This window comes from Pseudomonas sp. SDT291_1_S447 (assembly GCF_054070155.1).
Genome location: NZ_JBSVXS010000009.1, coordinates 87827 through 105501, shown reverse-complemented (window position 1 = coordinate 105501; position 17675 = coordinate 87827). Strand labels below are relative to the sequence as shown.

The 17675-nt window shown below is 60.1% G+C and carries 14 protein-coding genes; 11 read left to right on the top strand and 3 right to left on the bottom strand.

Going from position 1 to position 17675, the window contains the following annotated elements; genetic code table 11:
* Positions 1–237 precede the first annotated feature (237 nt).
* The 7 genes from ACW9IR_RS05670 (at position 238) to ACW9IR_RS05640 (ending at position 7405) form a co-directional block, all read left to right on the top strand.
* On the top strand, positions 238–777 hold the full coding sequence (locus ACW9IR_RS05670; protein ID WP_007913421.1) for a TetR/AcrR family transcriptional regulator: 540 nt from the start codon (positions 238–240) through the stop codon (positions 775–777).
* 30 nt (positions 778–807) lie between these two features.
* A complete protein-coding gene (locus ACW9IR_RS05665; RefSeq protein WP_457462097.1) occupies positions 808–1641 on the top strand; it encodes an alpha/beta fold hydrolase in 834 nt (277 codons plus the stop codon).
* A gap of 46 nt (positions 1642–1687) precedes the next feature.
* The gene (locus ACW9IR_RS05660; RefSeq protein ID WP_102901244.1) at positions 1688–2137 is read left to right on the top strand and encodes an acyl-CoA thioesterase; all 450 of its coding nucleotides are present in this window, start codon (positions 1688–1690) and stop codon (positions 2135–2137) included.
* Between the two features lie 158 nt (positions 2138–2295).
* Entirely contained in the window at positions 2296–3255 is a 960-nt protein-coding gene (locus ACW9IR_RS05655) for a tRNA dihydrouridine synthase (protein ID WP_095123107.1), read from the top strand.
* A 120-nt stretch (positions 3256–3375) separates the two neighbouring features.
* Positions 3376–3822, top strand: coding sequence for an Hsp20 family protein (locus ACW9IR_RS05650; protein ID WP_034152778.1), 447 nt, complete (start codon positions 3376–3378; stop codon positions 3820–3822).
* 188 nt (positions 3823–4010) lie between these two features.
* Positions 4011–4706, top strand: coding sequence for a DUF1266 domain-containing protein (locus ACW9IR_RS05645; RefSeq protein ID WP_102901243.1), 696 nt, complete (start codon positions 4011–4013; stop codon positions 4704–4706).
* A complete protein-coding gene (locus ACW9IR_RS05640) occupies positions 4703–7405 on the top strand; it encodes a DUF805 domain-containing protein (protein WP_457462093.1) in 2703 nt (900 codons plus the stop codon). The genes ACW9IR_RS05645 and ACW9IR_RS05640 overlap by 4 nt, the downstream gene beginning before the upstream one ends.
* Here the strand turns inward: ACW9IR_RS05640 and ACW9IR_RS05635 are convergent.
* The 3 genes from ACW9IR_RS05635 to ACW9IR_RS05625 all read right to left on the bottom strand — a co-directional run bounded on the left by ACW9IR_RS05635 (position 7402) and on the right by ACW9IR_RS05625 (position 13417).
* Positions 7402–9093, bottom strand: a complete 1692-nt coding sequence (locus ACW9IR_RS05635; RefSeq protein ID WP_457462091.1) for an Hsp70 family protein — start codon at positions 9091–9093, stop codon at positions 7402–7404. The genes ACW9IR_RS05640 and ACW9IR_RS05635 overlap by 4 nt on opposite strands.
* A gap of 86 nt (positions 9094–9179) precedes the next feature.
* The gene (locus ACW9IR_RS05630) at positions 9180–12458 is read right to left on the bottom strand and encodes a sensor domain-containing protein (RefSeq protein WP_457462089.1); all 3279 of its coding nucleotides are present in this window, start codon (positions 12456–12458) and stop codon (positions 9180–9182) included.
* 74 nt (positions 12459–12532) lie between these two features.
* A complete protein-coding gene (locus ACW9IR_RS05625; RefSeq protein ID WP_095123117.1) occupies positions 12533–13417 on the bottom strand; it encodes a LysR family transcriptional regulator in 885 nt (294 codons plus the stop codon).
* Between the two features lie 140 nt (positions 13418–13557).
* Between ACW9IR_RS05625 and leuC the strand changes: the two genes are divergently transcribed.
* From leuC to leuB, 4 genes are all read left to right on the top strand, one after another.
* Positions 13558–14976 carry a 3-isopropylmalate dehydratase large subunit gene (gene leuC / locus ACW9IR_RS05620; RefSeq protein WP_102901239.1) on the top strand — a complete coding sequence of 473 codons (1419 nt, stop codon included), beginning with the start codon at positions 13558–13560 and terminating at the stop codon, positions 14974–14976.
* 11 nt (positions 14977–14987) lie between these two features.
* Complete coding sequence (gene leuD / locus ACW9IR_RS05615) at positions 14988–15632, top strand: 3-isopropylmalate dehydratase small subunit (RefSeq protein ID WP_007913445.1); 645 nt, start codon at positions 14988–14990, stop codon at positions 15630–15632.
* A gap of 133 nt (positions 15633–15765) precedes the next feature.
* Entirely contained in the window at positions 15766–16533 is a 768-nt protein-coding gene (locus tag ACW9IR_RS05610) for a class I SAM-dependent methyltransferase (RefSeq protein ID WP_457462086.1), read from the top strand.
* A gap of 54 nt (positions 16534–16587) precedes the next feature.
* A complete protein-coding gene (gene leuB, locus ACW9IR_RS05605; protein WP_102901237.1) occupies positions 16588–17670 on the top strand; it encodes a 3-isopropylmalate dehydrogenase in 1083 nt (360 codons plus the stop codon).
* Positions 17671–17675: the final 5 nt, after the last annotated feature.

The window sequence follows — 17675 nt, the reverse complement described above, 5'->3', positions numbered from 1 at the left end:
AGGACACCGCCCTTTCACGGCGGTAACAGGGGTTCGAGTCCCCTAGGGGACGCCACGATTACCCGCTCTGCGGGATTTTATAAGGGTCATTCAATTATTGAATGGCCCTTTTGTTTGTCTGGCGTTTGGCCAATTCTCCTTTTTCCTTACACTGTGCTTCAGACCAGCGGTCATATCCTTGACTTGCAGAATATTATTATGCGAATAATATTCTAGTCGTAATATTCGGAGGCAACGATGAACGATAAAAAAGCTCAAACCCGCGAACGCATCCTTAAGGCTGCCAGCGCCGCACTGATTCAGCGTGGCCCGGCCGACCCGAGCGTGGGCGAAGTGATGGGCGCAGCCGGCCTCACCGTCGGTGGCTTCTATGCGCACTTCGAAAGCAAGGACGCAATGATGCTCGAAGCGTTCAAGCAATTGCTCGGCCGCCGCCGCGACCTGATTGCCGACATGGATGCCGAACTGACCGGCGAAGAGCGCCGCGCCCTGGTCGCCGCGTTCTACCTGTCGCGCAAGCATCGTGATTCCAGCGACGCCGCGTGCCCGATTCCAGCGTCCATCGGCGAATTGGGTCGTCTGCCGGAATCGTTCCGCATTGCGCTGAACGAACACCTGGAGTTGATGATTGCGCAGTTGGCGTCCAGCCCTGAGGACACCGACAAAGCCTTGGCCGACGTGGCCTTGATGGTGGGTGGTCTGGCGCTCGCAAGGGCGCTGGGCCCGGGAGATTTATCCGATCGATTGCTGCGCGCTGCCAAGTCGGCGGTGCGTTGACCTGAAGGCAACACGCCTGAGGAGAGAGCGATGAACACGTTGAAGTGGGTTCGTGGCGTTAATGGCACCTTGGGCTGGATTGCACCGCAACGGGTAGCGAGCAAAATGCGTCTGGCGTTCATGACGCCACGTTCGCTGCCGCTAAGGGATTGGGAGCTGCCGCTGCTGGCCAGTTCCGAACGCATCACCTTGCGCTTCGGTCTCTCGGCGCTGCGCTGGGGCCAAGGCCCGGCGGTGCTGCTGATGCATGGTTGGGAAGGGCGGCCAACCCAGTTCGCCGCGCTGATCACCGCGCTGGTCGAGGCCGGTTATACCGTTGTTGCGCTGGATGGCCCGGCCCACGGGCGTTCGCCGGGGCGTGAAGCCAATGTCGTGTTGTTCGCTCGGGCGATGCTTGAAGCGGCTGCCGAGTTGCCGCCACTGCAAGCGGTCATCGGTCATTCCATGGGCGGCGCCAGCGCGATGCTCGCCGTGCAATTGGGCTTGCGCACCGAAACCCTCGTCAGCATCGCCGCGCCTGCGCGCATTCTCGGGGTGTTGCGGGGTTTTGCACGCTACGTCGGCATGCCGCCCCGGGCGCGTTCGGCCTTTATTCGTCAGGTCGAACAAGATGTCGGGATGCGCGCCGCCACGCTCGACGTTGCCCACTATCAACTGGATATGCCCGGCCTGATCGTGCATGCCGAGGACGACAACTTCGTCTCGGTCAAAGAATCGCAACTGATCCACGAATCCTGGTTCGACAGCCGCCTGTTGCGCCTTGAAGGCGGCGGCCATCAGCGTGTGCTGGCCGACCCTCGGGTGGTTGATGGCGTGTTATCACTGCTGGCCGGCCGCAGCCTTCAGGCGCGCCAATCGGCGTGAGCTCCGTTACACTGCCCCGGTTGAATACATTGACCGGGAGTGGGGCATGGGCTGGGATCGGGCAACGCCGTTTACCATTGATCTGCAAGTAGGCGCCGAGGACATCGACGGGCTGGGCCACGCGAACAACGCGGTGTACGTGACCTGGCTCGAGCGCTGCGCCTGGCGCCACTCGCAGCGTCTGGGCCTGGATCTGGTCGAGTATCGGCGACTGGATCGAGCGATGGCCGTGGTGCGCCATGAGATCGATTATCTGGCTGCGGCCTATGAAGGTGACGAACTGCAATTGGCGACCTGGATCGTCGATTGGGATCAGCGCCTGAAAATGACCCGGCATTTCCAGCTCAAGCGCCCGAGCGACAACACCACTCTGCTGCGTGCGCAGACCACGTTTGTCTGCATTGAACTGTCCACGGGCAAGCCCAAGCGCATGCCGGTCGAGTTCATTGAGGGCTATGGCCCGGCGATCCAGATCCCGGAATCTGCCCGAATCTAAACTGTAGGAGTGAGCCTGCTCGCGATAGCGGTGTGTCAGCCAACATATGCCTCATTGACACACCGCCTTCGCGAGCAGGCTCGCTCCCACAAGGTTTCTGCGATTTCTTGCGATATCCAGTAAACTGCCGCACGTTTTTCTTCAAGTAGTGTTTTCCCATGCAAATTGCTCTGGCGCCCATGGAGGGGTTGGTCGACGACATCCTCCGCGACGTGCTGACCCGCGTTGGCGGCATCGACTGGTGCGTGACCGAATTCATTCGCGTCAACGACCAGTTGCTCACCCCGGCCTACTTTCACAAGTTCGGCCCTGAGCTGCTCAACGGCGCGCGCACCGCATCCGGTGTGCCATTACGCGTGCAATTGCTCGGCTCCGATCCTGTATGCCTGGCGGAAAACGCTGCACTGGCCTGCGAACTCGGCTCCGAAGTGATCGACCTCAACTTCGGCTGCCCGGCCAAGACTGTGAACAAATCTCGGGGCGGCGCCGTGCTGCTCAAAGAGCCGGAATTGCTTAACCAGATCGTCGAGCACGTGCGCCGCGCCGTACCTGCGCATATTCCCGTCACCGCGAAAATGCGCCTGGGCTTCGATAGCCCCGACGGTTCGCTGGTCTGCGCCACGGCATTGGCTGAGGGCGGCGCCGAGCACATCGTGGTTCACGCCCGTACGAAAATGGACGGCTACAAACCACCAGCACACTGGGAGTGGATCCCGCGCGTGCAGGACGTAGTCAAAGTCCCGGTGTTCGCCAACGGCGATATCTGGAGCGTCGAAGACTGGCGGCGTTGCCGCGAAATCAGTGGTGTGGAAGACATCATGCTCGGTCGCGGTCTGGTGTCGCGCCCGGATCTGGCCAAGCAGATCGCCGCCGCCCGCGCTGGTGAAGAAGTGGTCGAGATGAGCTGGGCCGAGCTGATGCCGTTGATCCAGGACTTCTGGTTGCAAGCCAAAGCGCAGATGACTGCACGCCAATCGCCGGGCCGATTGAAGCAATGGCTGGCGATGCTGACGCGCAATTATCCCGAGGCGGCTGAGCTGTTCACCGTCCTGCGCCGTGAGACCGAACCGGATCATGTTTCGCGTTTACTCGGTCTGCCGGTGGCCGAAGCGGCCTGAAAAAATCTGCAAATAATCTCTTGAAATCATTTCAGCGGTCCCTATCTAAGGGTTACGCGATGCCGAATTCGGGTCGCGGAGTCAAAAAACCTTGCTGATTGTTTTCAGGAGATTTGAACCATGAGTACTGCATTTTCCCTCGCGCCACTGTTCCGTTCCTCGGTAGGTTTCGATCGTTTCAACGACCTGTTCGAAACTGCCCTGCGCAACGAACCAGGCAGCAGCTACCCACCTTACAACGTCGAAAAACACGGTGATGATCAATACCGCATCGTCGTAGCGGCAGCCGGTTTCCAGGAAGAAGACCTGGAACTGCAAGTCGAAAAAGGTGTGCTGACCATCAGTGGTGGCAAGCGTGATGCCAACGAAGGCGTGACCTTCCTGCACCAGGGCATCGCTCAGCGTGCGTTCAAGCTGTCCTTCCGCCTGGCCGATCACATCGAGATCAAGGCTGCCGATCTGAAAAACGGTCTGCTGAGCATCGACCTGTTGCGGGTGATCCCGGAAGAAGCGAAAGCCAAACGCATCCCGATCAACGGGACGCAGAAGCCGGCGCTGCAGCACTGAGTCATGTGCCGCAACACAATCGTCTGAACGGACGATGAGCCGCTGAATGAAGGCCCCGATACGTCGGGGCCTTTTTTGTGCGCGCAAGAAAACCGTTGTTCGACTTTGCCACTGGCGGCGGTTTCTCTACAATCCGCGGCAGTTTTGCCGACCCCCATTCCTCACCGGTCGGCCTGGAGCCTTTTTTCATGGACGAGATTCAACAGCGCTGGCTGTGCGCCCTGTCTGCACCCATGGCGGCGATCAATACCGGCGCCAGCTACGACGACCCCGCGTTCTGCGACGATCGCTACATCGACCTGAAGGACAGTTGGGGGATCGATGACCGTGGCCAGCTGTTCGACATGCTCGTACGGATGACCGACGACGGCCATGCCAAGCACCTCAGCGCGGCCTACTTGGCGTGGCAGCGCTGTCTGCCGAGTGAATGGCAGGCCTTGCTGGACGATCTCTCCCCCCGCGAACGCATCCTGCATGAGTTTGCCAGTCGCACGTTCGGCAGTTGCGGGCCGGGCGGGATTTTGTCCTGGGACTATGGCCGCATGGGCTTTCTCTTGCGTTGCGCGGTGCGCAATCAGTGGGTCGACCTGGACGAAAGCAATTGGCTGCACAGTCGTTTGGCCCTCAGAGCGCAATTTCACTACGGTAGCTGGATGGCTTACTTCGATGGCTTTGTCGTGGGCCGGACGTTTTGGTCCTGCCTGAGTGCCAGCGACGATGAGCTGGCGCGCGAACTCGATCGACAAGGCGCCAGCGCCCTTAACGTGCGGATTGCCCGTGGCCTTGCGGCGAACATCCCTCAGTTTCTGGCTGATTTGCCGTGGCACATGGAAATTGATCTGCCGCCACGTCCGGCATCGCTCAAGGAGTTCGACTGGTCATGAGTTGCTGGATCCGCCTGGGCATCGAGCCTACTAACGACGAAACCCTGATTCGCAACGCCTACCGCGCACGCTTGCCGGCACATCACCCGGAGACTGACCCGCAAGGCTTCCAGGCGCTGCGCATGGCCTACGAAAACGCCCTGCGTCTGGCGCGTGAAGATGAGGAAGAAGAGCCCCAGGACGAGTACGAGTCCCAAGCCTCAGAACAGACTGTCGTTGAGGTCCCTCCAGTGTTCGGGGAGTTTTGCGAGCTGCTGGATGATCCCGCGCGCCGGTTCAATTTTGCCGCGTGGCAGGCCTTTGTCCGAGGGCTGGATGAGCTGTCGCTGGACGTGCTCGATGAACTCAACTGGGCGCTGTACCACCGGATGGCCGACGCCGGTCCGTTGTCGTACCGTTGCGCGAATCTGTTGGCCAAGCGTATGGCCTGGGATCAACAGTTGCTGGATCTGGGTTTCGACGACGCACATCGGGTGGAATCCTTTCTCCAGCGTATCGAAACGCCGGACCCGTTCGATACGGATCTGATGAGCACATGGTCAGAGGCTGCGCAGACCGAATCACTGTGGTACGCCCGCAGCCTCGACTTCATCTTCAACCAGCGTCCACTGCCTGAGTTCGCCGACTTCGCCAGTCAGCACACCTGCCTGCCGTTGCCGGATGATGCCGCGTTTCTCAAGCGTCTGTTGGTGCAGTTCACTCAGGCAGGTATTGGCGGGCCGACGTTTTTGCAGTGCTGTGTCGAACAGCAGCTTGCCGCATCGGATGATGTCGACTGGCTTTACCTGTTGGCGTGCCAGAACAGTCTGCTGGGGCGCGACGATCAGGCATTGCCGTGCTGGATCAGGCTGTGGAACGAGCATCGCCATCCGATGGCGGAAAGTCGTCTGCTGGAGCTGTGTGCCAAGCGCCAGCCGACTTTTCTGCCCCTGTTGATTCAGGCATTCGATCGCCTGCAGGGTATTTCTGCCTGGCCAGAGGATCTTGGCGATGACGGCCAAGTGTATGGCTGTCCGTCACAACATCCCGAGACGCTGAACCGTTGGCTGGGTGTCGGGCGGTTAAAGCTTGAGAGCCTTGCGCACAGTTTTGTCGATTGGCGCATGAGCGGTGATGAACTGCCCTTGCTCGCGCAATTGCTCGGCGAAAATGCCGACAGCCGATTGCTGCATCTGTACCGCCACGCCTGGGCGTTGCACCGGGGTGATTCGGCGTTGTTGCAGCAGATTGTGGATGCACCGCTGCCGATCGATGCCCTCGAAAGCCTGGTGATGAGTGGGTTCAAATATCAGGCTGAGCAGCACCTGCGCTGGTTGCGCAGGGCGCCGATTGTGTTGGCCATGAGCGCGTTCAGCGATGCGGATTCAGGTTCGCGGCCCTTGCCGCAGGTGCTGACCGACGGCGAGCTGCATAAGGTCTGTCGTCTGTGGTTGCGTCGCTTGCGGCCTTACAACGACGCTGCGCTGGAACGACTGGCAGACGCGTTCACGCTGGCCGCGGTCAAAGATGATTGTGACTTGTCCGAACTCGATTTGATTCTGCAGTTGAGCCGGCGCGGGATTCAGTTGCCACCCGTGGGGCTGGGTGAGGCCACTTGGGAGTGGCATGCGCAGACTTTGTTTTTGCTGGCGTTGCTGGAACAACCCGAACGCTGGTTGCAGTTGATTGACGCGCAGTGCCTTGAGCGCCTGTCATTCAATCCGGCTCATCCTTTGAGTCGACTGCAGCCACTGCTGCGGCGCTTGCTGCGCGAGCAAGGCAATTGCAACGGTTTGCTCGGATGGCTGCAAGGCAATGATCCGGTGCACGGTTTGTTGGTGCAGCAATTGTTCAGCGTAGAGCAGGCACTCGACAGTGTCCGGTTGCCTGCCAATACCCTGCTTTACACCTGCCTCGAAAGTGATCGTGCGGCATGCGGCGACGATTTGCTGGGATTGATGATGTTCTGGGGCGTGCTCTATCACGATCCGAGTCTGAGTGCCGAACAGCATCGCGCATTGCTGCAATCGATCGCTGCGATCAGTTGTGAAGACGATTGGTTCGAAGGCTTCCGCGACGGTTTGATCAAAGGCGAACCGGTGTGGCCGCCGCGCAAAGTGCTGACCGATTTTGGTGTCGACAAACTGCTGGCGTACGAGACGCTTGATGCGCTCAAGGGCTTGATTCGTTATGGCGCTGCCGGGGTGCCGAAAACGCGCGTCCTGCGCCAACTGCAACAGGGCAAGGACGATGTGCAGAACAGTGTTGGGTTGCGCCTGGCCCTTTGCGCGATATTGTCCTGGTCGGAACGATTACTGCTGGCGAAAAGCGATGTGCAGCCGGTACCGGCGACAGCGATCTGGCGTCTCGGCTCGCGGTTGGGGCGCAAGGCTTTTATCGCTCAGATCTTGGGGTGTTTGGTGATTGCGCCGGTGGCAGGGCTGATCAGTGGCACCACGGGCGCTGGCATTCTTATCCTGCTATTGGGCGTGCTGCTGGTGTTCGGCGCCATTCTGCGTCGCTTGCACGACATGGGCCGGGGCATTCCGACGTTGCTGATTTTCATGGCGCTGACGCCGGTTCTGCCATTTTTGCCGTTGGTGTTGTTCGGGCTTGCCGGTGACAAGTTGCCCAACCGCTATGGTGTGCCGCCGGACAGCGGCGATAGCGAGACGCTGTCCGGCGGCCTGCAGGCTGCCTTGCGGCGGCTCAACGGCTAGAGACGCAGTTGATCCAGCGCCTTGTTCAGCTCTGAGCGATGGCTGGCGATCTCCGCGGGTTGCTGGCCGCTGAGCACGCTGGTGAAGTTGTGCAGCCATTCGGCAATGTGCTCGCGTTGCTCGCCCAGACTCTGCATCCATGCCCGCTCCAGACGAGCCAGCAATGTGCGGTTGGGCAGAGCATCGCGTGGATGGACCTTCAGCGTCGACAGCCGGTTATGGCTGTCGCGGCGCGCTTGCTCGTCCAGACCGGTGGGGCTGCGATCAATGCTGTGACTGTGACGCTCGCCGGTTTCGAGCAGGGTGACGTCGACTTCGAGCAAACCGTTGATGTCATAGCTGAAGCGCACGTCCAGTTCCTGGATGTGTTGAGTTGGCGTCAACGTCACATCGAAAGCATCAATGAGAATGTTGTCGCATACCCACGGCCGCTCACCCTGATAGACAGCGATGCGCAGCACTGTTTGCTTAGGTTGGGTGGTGTAATAGCGCTCCACCCTTGACGTCGGAATGATGGTGTTACGTTCGATGATGGGCGAGAAGGCACCTTTGATGTCTTCGCCACGCATGGTCGCAATCCCCAGCGTATACGGGCAGACATCCGTCAGAATCAACTCTTCGACCGCCCCGTCGCGCGCCTTGCACGCTGCTTGCGTCGCCGCCCCGAGCGCAACAATGGTATCCGGATCAAGATGCCGGTATGGCAGGCGCCCGAACAGCGTGGCGACCATTTGCTGCACCGCCGGCATGCGCGTGGCACCGCCGACCAGCACCAGGCTGTCGAGATCGCGAGGTTTGAGGCGAGCATCACGCAGCGCTTGTTCGATCGGCGCGCGCAAACGCGCCAGCAACGGTTCCCAGATTTTTACCGCAGCGGCTTCGTCCAATGACCATTCGAAGGTCTTGTCGGCGTAGCGCCAGCTCAGGTGTTGAGTGCCTTCGCCGAGTTTGCATTTGAGCTGCTCAAGGGCATCACCGAGGCTGGCCATGCTTTGCGCATCGACCATTGCCGGGGTCAGTTGCCAGTGTTTCAGACAGGCCTGCAACAGCGCGGCAGTGAAGTCTTCACCGCCGAGAAAGTTGTCGCCGGTGGAGGCGTGCACTTCGATCAGTGGCAAGGCGTATTCCAGCACCGTGACGTCGAAGGTGCCGCCGCCGAGATCGAAGATCAGCGTGCGTTCGAATTTCTGCTCATGCAGTCCGTAAGCCATGGCGGCGGCAGTCGGTTCGTTGATCAGGCGCGTCACCGAGAGCCCGGCCAGTTCGGCGGCGAACAGCGTGCGTTTGCGTTGTTCATCGCTGAAATACGCCGGCACGGAAATCACCGCTTCCGACACCGGGTGGCCGAGAAAGGCTTCGGCGTCCTGCTTGAGTGAGCCGAGCACCAGCGCCGACAACTCTTCGGGGCTGAACTGACGTGTGCCGAGCTGGACTTGTTTGTCGCTGCCCATGAAGCGCTTGAACGCCGCAGCGCTGCGTTCCGGGTGCGTCGTCAGGCGGGCGCGGGCGGCTTTGCCGACCAGAATGGTGTCGTCTTCATCGAGGCTGATCACCGAGGGCGTCAGCACATCGCCCAGAGCGTTGGGAATCAGTCGGGCCTGACCGTCCTGCCAGACGGCGATCAGGCTGTTGGTGGTGCCAAGGTCGATGCCCAGCAAAGCCGGGCGGGGGAGGGTTGCATCCTGCATGACAGATCTCGAAACGGCGCAAAAAACGCGACCCTACAGGTTGCCGCAAACCGTGGCAATTGCGCGTCTGTTGCAACGTGCAGCGGTTATGGCAGGAGCTTTTTCAGATCCTCCAGCGCAACCGGTCGACTGTGCAGATAACCCTGATACAGATGGCAGCCCAGACCTTGCAGGAACGCCAGTTGTTCCGGGGTCTCCACACCTTCGGCAATCACCTCCAGCTCGAGGCTGCGCGCCATGGCGACAATCGCGCGAATGATCTCGGCATCGTTGGGGTCAGTGGTCGCATCACGAATAAACGACTGATCGATTTTCAGCGTGTCCACCGGCAGCCGCTTGAGGTAAGTCAGCGACGAATAACCGGTGCCGAAGTCGTCCATGGCGAAGCTCACGCCGAGCTTTTTCAGGCGGCGCATTTTGCTGATGGTGTCTTCCAGGTTCTGGATGACGATGCCTTCGGTGATTTCCAGTTTCAGCAGCGAGCAGGGCAGACCGTGGCTCGTCATGCTGTGTTCGATGCGCTCGACGAAATCGTTCTGACGGAACTGTCGCGGGCTGATGTTGACGCACAGGCTGAAATTCAGCGGGTCGACCAGTTTCAGCGCAATCAGTTGTTTGAAGGCATTGCAGGCTTCGTCGAGGATCCACGTGCCGACTTCGAGAATCAGGCCGCTGTCTTCCAGCACCTTGATGAACTCGGTAGGCGACTGCGCGCCCAGTTCCGGGTGATTCCAGCGCACCAGGGCTTCGGCGCCGATGATGCGGTTGTCGCGGGCATCGACCTGCGGCTGAAAGTGCACGTTGAATTCACCGCGCGACAGCGCCAGACGCAGGTCGGTCTCCATGCGCAGCCGTTCGCTGGCGGCCTTCTGCATGGTGTTGTGATACATCTGCGTGGTGTTGCGCCCGGAATCCTTGGCCCGGTACAGAGCAATGTCGGCGCGTTTGAGCAGATCAGTCGGCGTCGAGCCGTGGTCGGGAATCAGCGCCACGCCGATGCTCGGCGTCACCTGCAGGCGCTGGCCGTCGAGGAACATCGGTTCCGAGAGCAATTCGCGCAGGGTGTCGGCCAGATTGCGCACTTGCGTGCTGACTTCATTGCGCGAGCCTTCGAGACCGCTGAGCAGCACGACAAATTCGTCGCCGCCGAGGCGTGCGACCGTATCTTCCATGCGCACACTGGCTTCGAGCCGCGCGGTGATGATCTTCAGCACCGTATCTCCGACCGGATGGCCGAGGGAGTCGTTGATGTGCTTGAAGTGATCGAGATCGAGAAACAACAAGGCACCGCGCAGGTTGTGGCGCTTGAGCAGGGCGATCTGCTGGCTCAGGCGATCCATCAGCAGGGCGCGGTTGGGCAAGTTGGTCAGCGGATCGTGATAGGCCAGATGCCGAATCTGCGCTTCGGCGTTTTTCAACAGGCTGACGTCCCGCGCGGTCAGCAGCAGGCACGCGGTTTCATTTAGCGTGATCGGCTCGACAGAGACTTCCACCGTCAGCATTTCCCCGCGTTTGTTGCGCCCGAGCATTTCCTGATGGTGCACGCGACCTTTGATTTGTAACTCGGCGAGTAAGGCCGAGCGCTGTTTTTCCTCGGCCCAGATACCGACCTGATACACGGTTTTGCCTACGACCTCTTCGGCGCGATAGCCAGTGAGACGGCAGAAGCCGTCGTTGACCTCCAGATAACGCCCGGTGTCGCGTTCGGTGATGGTGATTGCGTCGGGGCTGGAGTGGAACGCCTTGGCGAATTTCTCTTCACTGGCTTTCAGCGCTGCTTCCGAGCGCTGCTGCTGGGTAATGTCGCGCAGGGTGGTGACGATGCAGGGCTGATCGCCGACGCTGATCTGTCGGCTGGAGATCACACAGGTCAGCGACTGGCCGTCCTTGTGCTGGACGATGATCGCGACATTGCTCAAACCCTGTTCGCGGATGACCCGTTCAATGCGTTGCAGGCTTTTTGCCGAGGCGTCCCACAGGCCGATTTCTTCGGCGGTGTGGCCAATCACGTCGGCGGCGCTCCAGCCGAAAGTCTGGGTAAAACTGTTATTGATTTCGATGAACTCGCCACTGTCCTGGCGGGTGACGCAGATCGGGTCCGGGCTGACCTGGAACAGCGTGGCGAATTTCTCTTCCGAGGCCACCAGCCGCTGCTCGCGCTCGACCTGATCAGTGATGTCGAGCAAGGTGCCGGCCATGCGCAGCGGCGCGCCGTTATCATCACGATAGAGGCGGGCGCGGCTTTCCAGATAGCGCGAACTGCCGTCCGGCAGTTGCACGCGATAGGTCAGTTGATAATTGCCCGCCGGGCCTTCGCGCAGGCTGCGGTAGGCGTCGCGCATGCTGTCGCGCTCTTCGCCGGGTACGCCTTCAAAAAACTCTTCAAACGATTCATGAAACGGTATCGGCTCGAGCCCGTGCAATTGCGCGGCCCGCGCCGAGCCGTAGAGCATGCCGCTGGGGATGTGCCAGTCCCAGGTGCCGAGTTGCGCCGAGTCCAGCGCCAGATCGAGGCGTTCCTGGCTGTCCTTCAAGGCGTGTTCGGCGGCTTTGCGTTCGGTGGTGTCGAGGAAGGTGCTGAGCAGATACGGCTGACCTTCAAGTTCGACTTTCTGCGCACTGAGAATGCCATCGTGAATTTGCCCGTTACTGGCGCGAAACTGCACCTCCATGCTGATCAGTTCGCCCTTGGTGTTGGTCTTCTTGACCAGTTCGGCGCGCTGCTCGGGATGCACCCACAGGCCCAGTTCCAGCGTGGTACGACCGATGGCGCTCTGTACCGGCCAGCCGAACAGGCTTTCGAAATACTGATTGGCTTCGCTGATCAGACCGTCTTCCTGGCGGGTCAGCAAGACCATGTTCGGGCACAGGTGAAAAAGTGTCGCGAAACGTTTCTCAGAACTGCTCAGGGCCTGTTCGCGTTGGCGCTGGTGGGTGATTTCACGAATCACCCCGATCATTCGGGGGCGGCCGTTTTTATCCGGCAGCAGGCTGCCGCTGATCTCCAGCCAGTGCAGGCTGCCGTCGGGCCAGCGAATGCGGTGGTGCATCGCCTGTTCCAGCGGTGCGCCGGCAATTACCGCGTGGAAGGCGCGAACGGTTTTCGCCCGGTCTTCCGGCGGCAGCAGATCGAGGTATTCCAGATCTTCGGGCAGCGGTTGCCGAGGATCGAAGCCGAACAATGCCTGGGTGCCACGCGACCAACTGATCTGCCCGCGCTCGATGTCCCAATACCAGGCGCCGAGCCGCGCGCCGTTGAGCGCCGCCAGCAATTGCGGCGCGCTTTCCCAGCTCTGCTCGGAATGACGCGGGTCAATTGCTTGAATACGCGGCATCGGCGGAATTCGGTCAACAGATTTCGGCATTGTGGACAGGCCTTGAGCTGATGGTGGCGTTAGGCACAGGAGCAGCGGCTCTATAGGAGTAGCACAAGTTGGCCTCAAGTCCCTGGCAGATCGATTTGTGCATCCAGCAACGCCATAAAGGCTCTTGCCGCGTTCGAGAGCGTCCGTTCAGTGTGCAGGATATAGCCTAGCTGGCGACTGAGCTGTATGCCCGGCAATACGATGCTCGCCACCTGCTCATCGAGCATGGTGCGCGGCAAAACGCTCCAGGCCAGGCCGATCGAGACCATCATCTTGATGGTTTCCAGATAGTTGGTACTCATGGCGATGTTCGGCGTCAGCCCTTGGGCCTCGAACAAGCGTTGGACAATATGGTGGGTGAAGGTGTTGCCACCGGGGAAAACCGCCGGATGACCGGCGATGTCCGCCAGATTGACCGGGCCATTGCTGATCAGCGAATGCTCCGGGGCGACCACGAAATCCAGCGGGTCATCCCACACCGGTGTGGCTTTGACCAGTGTGTGTGGCTCAGGCGCGAGGGTGATGACCGCCAGTTCGGCACGGCCGTGGAGAATTTCTTCGTAGGCCACTTCCGAATCAAGGAACTGAATATCCAGCGCCACTTGTGGGTAACGGCGGGTGAATTCCCGTAAAAGCGGCGGCAAACGGTGCAAACCGATGTGGTGACTGGTGGCGAGGGTCAGGCGCCCGCTGACTTCACCGGTGAGGTTGGTCAGGGCGCGGCGGGTGTCATCGAGCACGTTGAGAATCTGATAAGCCCGGGGCAGCAGGGCGCGGCCAGCCTCGGTCAGACCGACTTCACGGCCCAGTCGATCGAACAGGCGTACCTTCAATTGCTGCTCCAGACCGGCGATGCGTTTGCTGATCGCTGGCTGCGTCAGGTGCAGGCGTTCGCCGGCGCCGGAGAAGCTGCCGGTCTCGGCAATCGCGATAAAAGCGTTGAGGTTGGCCAGATCCATGTTCGTATTCCAGTTGGTTATCCAAAGCATAAAAAATATGAATTTGAGTTATTTAATCTAACCCCATAGGATCGGCCTCACAAGCCAAAGGGTTATTGATAAGCCCAGGGCATAGAAACAAGCTGATGAGGAACCGTCTGATGGCCGGCAAAACGCTCTACGACAAGCTCTGGGATTCGCATTTGGTCAAGCAGCGCGACGATGGCTCGGCGCTGATCTATATCGATCGTCACATCATTCACGAAGTGACGTCGCCGCAAGCCTTTGAAGGCCTGCGTCTGGCCGGGCGCAAGCCTTGGCGCATCGATGCCAACATCGCGACCCCGGACCACAACGTACCGACCACCCCGGAACGCAAGGGCGGCATCGAAGCGATTGCCGATCAGGTCTCGCGTTTGCAGGTTCAGACCCTCGATGACAACTGCGATGAATACGGCATTGTCGAGTTCAAGATGAATGACGTGCGCCAAGGCATCGTTCACGTCATCAGCCCGGAGCAGGGCGCGACCTTGCCGGGCATGACCGTGGTCTGCGGCGACTCGCACACCTCGACCCACGGCGCGTTCGGCGCTCTGGCGCACGGTATCGGCACTTCCGAGGTCGAGCACGTGCTCGCCACCCAGTGCCTGGTCGCGAAGAAAATGAAGAACATGCTGGTGCGCGTTGAAGGGCAATTGCCGTTCGGCGTGACCGCCAAGGACATCGTCCTCGCGGTGATCGGCAAGATTGGCACCGCCGGCGGTAACGGCCATGCCATCGAATTCGCTGGCAGCGCGATCCGCGACTTGTCCGTCGAAGGCCGCATGACCATCTGCAACATGTCCATCGAAGCCGGCGCCCGCGTTGGCCTGGTGGCAGCGGATCAGAAGACCGTCGACTACGTGAAGGGCCGTCCATTCGCACCAAAAGGCGCGGAATGGGACATGGCCGTCGAAGCCTGGAAAGATCTGGTTTCCGACGCCGACGCCAAGTTCGACAGCGTGGTTGAACTCGACGCTGCGCAGATCAAGCCGCAAGTCAGCTGGGGTACTTCCCCGGAAATGGTTTTGGCCGTTGATCAGAACGTGCCGGATCCGGCCAAAGAGATGGATCTGGTCAAACGCGACTCGATCGTCCGCGCCTTGAAATACATGGGTTTGACTGCCAATCAGGCGATCACCGACATTCAGCTGGATCGCGTGTTCATCGGTTCCTGCACCAACTCGCGGATCGAAGATTTGCGCGCTGCGGCAGTGATTGCCAAGGGCCGCAAAGTCGCGTCGACCATCAAGCAAGCGATCGTGGTGCCGGGCTCGGGTCTGGTGAAAGCTCAGGCTGAGGCCGAAGGTCTCGACAAGATTTTCCTCGAAGCCGGTTTCGAATGGCGTGAGCCGGGTTGCTCGATGTGCCTGGCGATGAACCCGGACCGTTTGGAGTCCGGCGAGCATTGCGCCTCGACCTCCAACCGTAACTTCGAAGGCCGTCAGGGCGCCGGTGGCCGTACCCACCTCGTCAGCCCGGCCATGGCGGCTGCGGCAGCGGTGAACGGTCGTTTCATCGACGTTCGTGAATTGATTTAAAGGAGCGCAGCATGAAAGCTTTTACCCAGCACACTGGTCTTGTCGCGCCTTTGGATCGTGCCAACGTCGACACCGACCAGATCATTCCGAAGCAGTTCTTGAAGTCGATCAAGCGCACCGGTTTCGGCCCGAACCTGTTCGACGAGTGGCGTTACCTCGATGTCGGCCAGCCGTATCAGGACAACTCCAAACGTCCGCTGAACAAGGACTTCGTCCTCAACGCCGAGCGTTACCAAGGCGCCAGCGTGTTGCTGGCCCGCGAGAACTTCGGTTGCGGCTCCAGCCGTGAACACGCGCCGTGGGCCCTGGAAGAATACGGTTTCCGCAGCATCATCGCGCCGAGCTACGCCGATATCTTCTTCAACAACAGCTTCAAGAACGGCTTGTTGCCGATCATCTTGAGCGACGCTGAAGTCGATGAATTGTTTAAGCAGGTTGAGGCTGAGCCGGGTTATCAATTGCAGGTCGATCTGCAAGCGCAGACCGTGACCCGCCCGGATGGCAAGGTGTACAGCTTTGAGATTGATGCGTTCCGCAAGCATTGTCTGTTGAACGGTCTGGACGATATCGGTCTGACCTTGCAGGACGGCGATGCGATTGCGACGTTTGAGGCCAAGCATCGTGTGAGCCAGCCGTGGTTGTTCCGCGACGCATAATTTGCGTATGGCGAATGGCGCCATCGCGAGCAGGCTCACTCCTACAGGGGGACGCATTCCAAATGTAGGAGTGAGCCTGCTCGCGATGAGGCCCTCAAAAGCACCACAAGACTCACCCTAAAAAGGAAGTCCCATGACCAGCACCGTCCAGCACACCCAGGTCGTACAAAAGCAATTCGGTGAACAGGCCGCCGCCTACCTGAGCAGCGCGGTTCACGCTCAAGGCACCGAATTCGCACTGCTACAAGCTGAGCTGGCCGGGCAGGGCGAGGCGCGGGTACTGGACTTGGGTTGCGGCGCCGGTCACGTCAGTTTCCACGTCGCACCGCTGGTCAGGGAAGTGGTCGCCTACGACCTGTCGCAGCAAATGCTCGACGTGGTCGACGCCGCTGCCGTTGATCGCGGTTTCACCAACATCGCCACGGTCAACGGCGCAGCCGAGCGTCTGCCGTTTGCCGATGGCGAGTTCGAGTTCGTGTTCAGCCGTTATTCGGCGCATCACTGGAGCGATCTCGGTGTGGCCCTGCGCGAAGTGCGTCGGGTGCTGAAGCCGGGCGGTGTGGCGGCGTTCGTTGATGTGTTGTCACCGGGCAGTCCGTTGTTCGACACTTACCTGCAAAGCGTCGAAGTGCTGCGTGACACCAGTCATGTGCGCGATTATTCCGCCGCTGAGTGGCTGCGGCAGGTCAGCGAGGCCGGTTTGCATACTCGCAGCACCACGCGTCAGCGTTTGCGTCTGGAGTACAGCAGTTGGGTTGAGCGCATGCGTACACCGGAAGTGATGCGCGCCGCGATCCGCCAGTTGCAGCAGTCGATGGGCAACGAAGTGCGCGAATATTTTGAGATTGATGCCGATGGCTCGTTCAGTACCGATGTAATTGTATTGATGGCCGAGCGATAAGAATTTTTCCGGGCGTGCCGGTAAAGGCGCACCGACTGAAGACACGAGGAAAGCATGAGCAAGCAGATTCTGATTCTCCCAGGTGACGGTATTGGTCCGGAAATCATGGCCGAAGCGGTCAAGGTGCTGGAACTGGCCAACGACAAGTACAGCCTGGGCTTCGAGCTGAGCCATGACGTGATCGGTGGCGCCGCCATCGACAAGCACGGCGTGCCGCTGGCCGACGAAACCCTCGACCGCGCTCGTGCTGCCGACGCTGTGCTGTTGGGCGCCGTTGGCGGCCCGAAATGGGACACCATCGAACGTGACATCCGTCCTGAGCGCGGCCTGCTGAAAATCCGTGCGCAACTGGGCCTGTTCGGCAACCTGCGTCCGGCGATCCTGTACCCGCAACTGGCCGACGCTTCGAGCCTGAAGCCGGAAATCGTTGCCGGTCTGGACATCCTCATCGTTCGCGAGCTGACCGGCGGTATCTACTTCGGCGCGCCACGTGGCACCCGCACTTTGGAGAACGGCGAGCGTCAGTCCTACGACACGCTGCCGTACAGCGAAAGCGAAATCCGCCGCATCGCCCGCGTCGGTTTCGACATGGCCATGGTTCGCGGCAAGAAGCTCTGCTCGGTGGACAAGGCCAACGTGCTGGCCTCCAGCCAACTGTGGCGTGAAATCGTCGAAGAAGTGGCCAAGGATTACCCGCAAGTCGAACTGAGCCACATGTACGTCGACAACGCCGCCATGCAACTGGTGCGCGCACCGAAGCAGTTCGACGTGATCGTCACCGACAATATGTTCGGCGACATTCTGTCCGACGAAGCGTCGATGCTTACCGGTTCCATTGGCATGCTGCCTTCGGCCTCGCTGGATTCCAACAACAAGGGCATGTACGAGCCTTGCCACGGTTCCGCGCCGGATATCGCCGGTAAAGGCATCGCCAACCCGTTGGCGACCATTTTGTCGGTGTCGATGATGCTGCGTTACAGCTTCAATCTGCATGACGCGGCCGATGCCATCGAAAAAGCCGTTAGCGTTGTGCTCGATCAAGGGTTGCGCACTGGCGACATCTATTCGGCCGGTTGCAGCAAAGTCGGTACGCAGGAAATGGGCGACGCAGTAGTCGCCGCGCTGCGGAATCTGTAATCTCT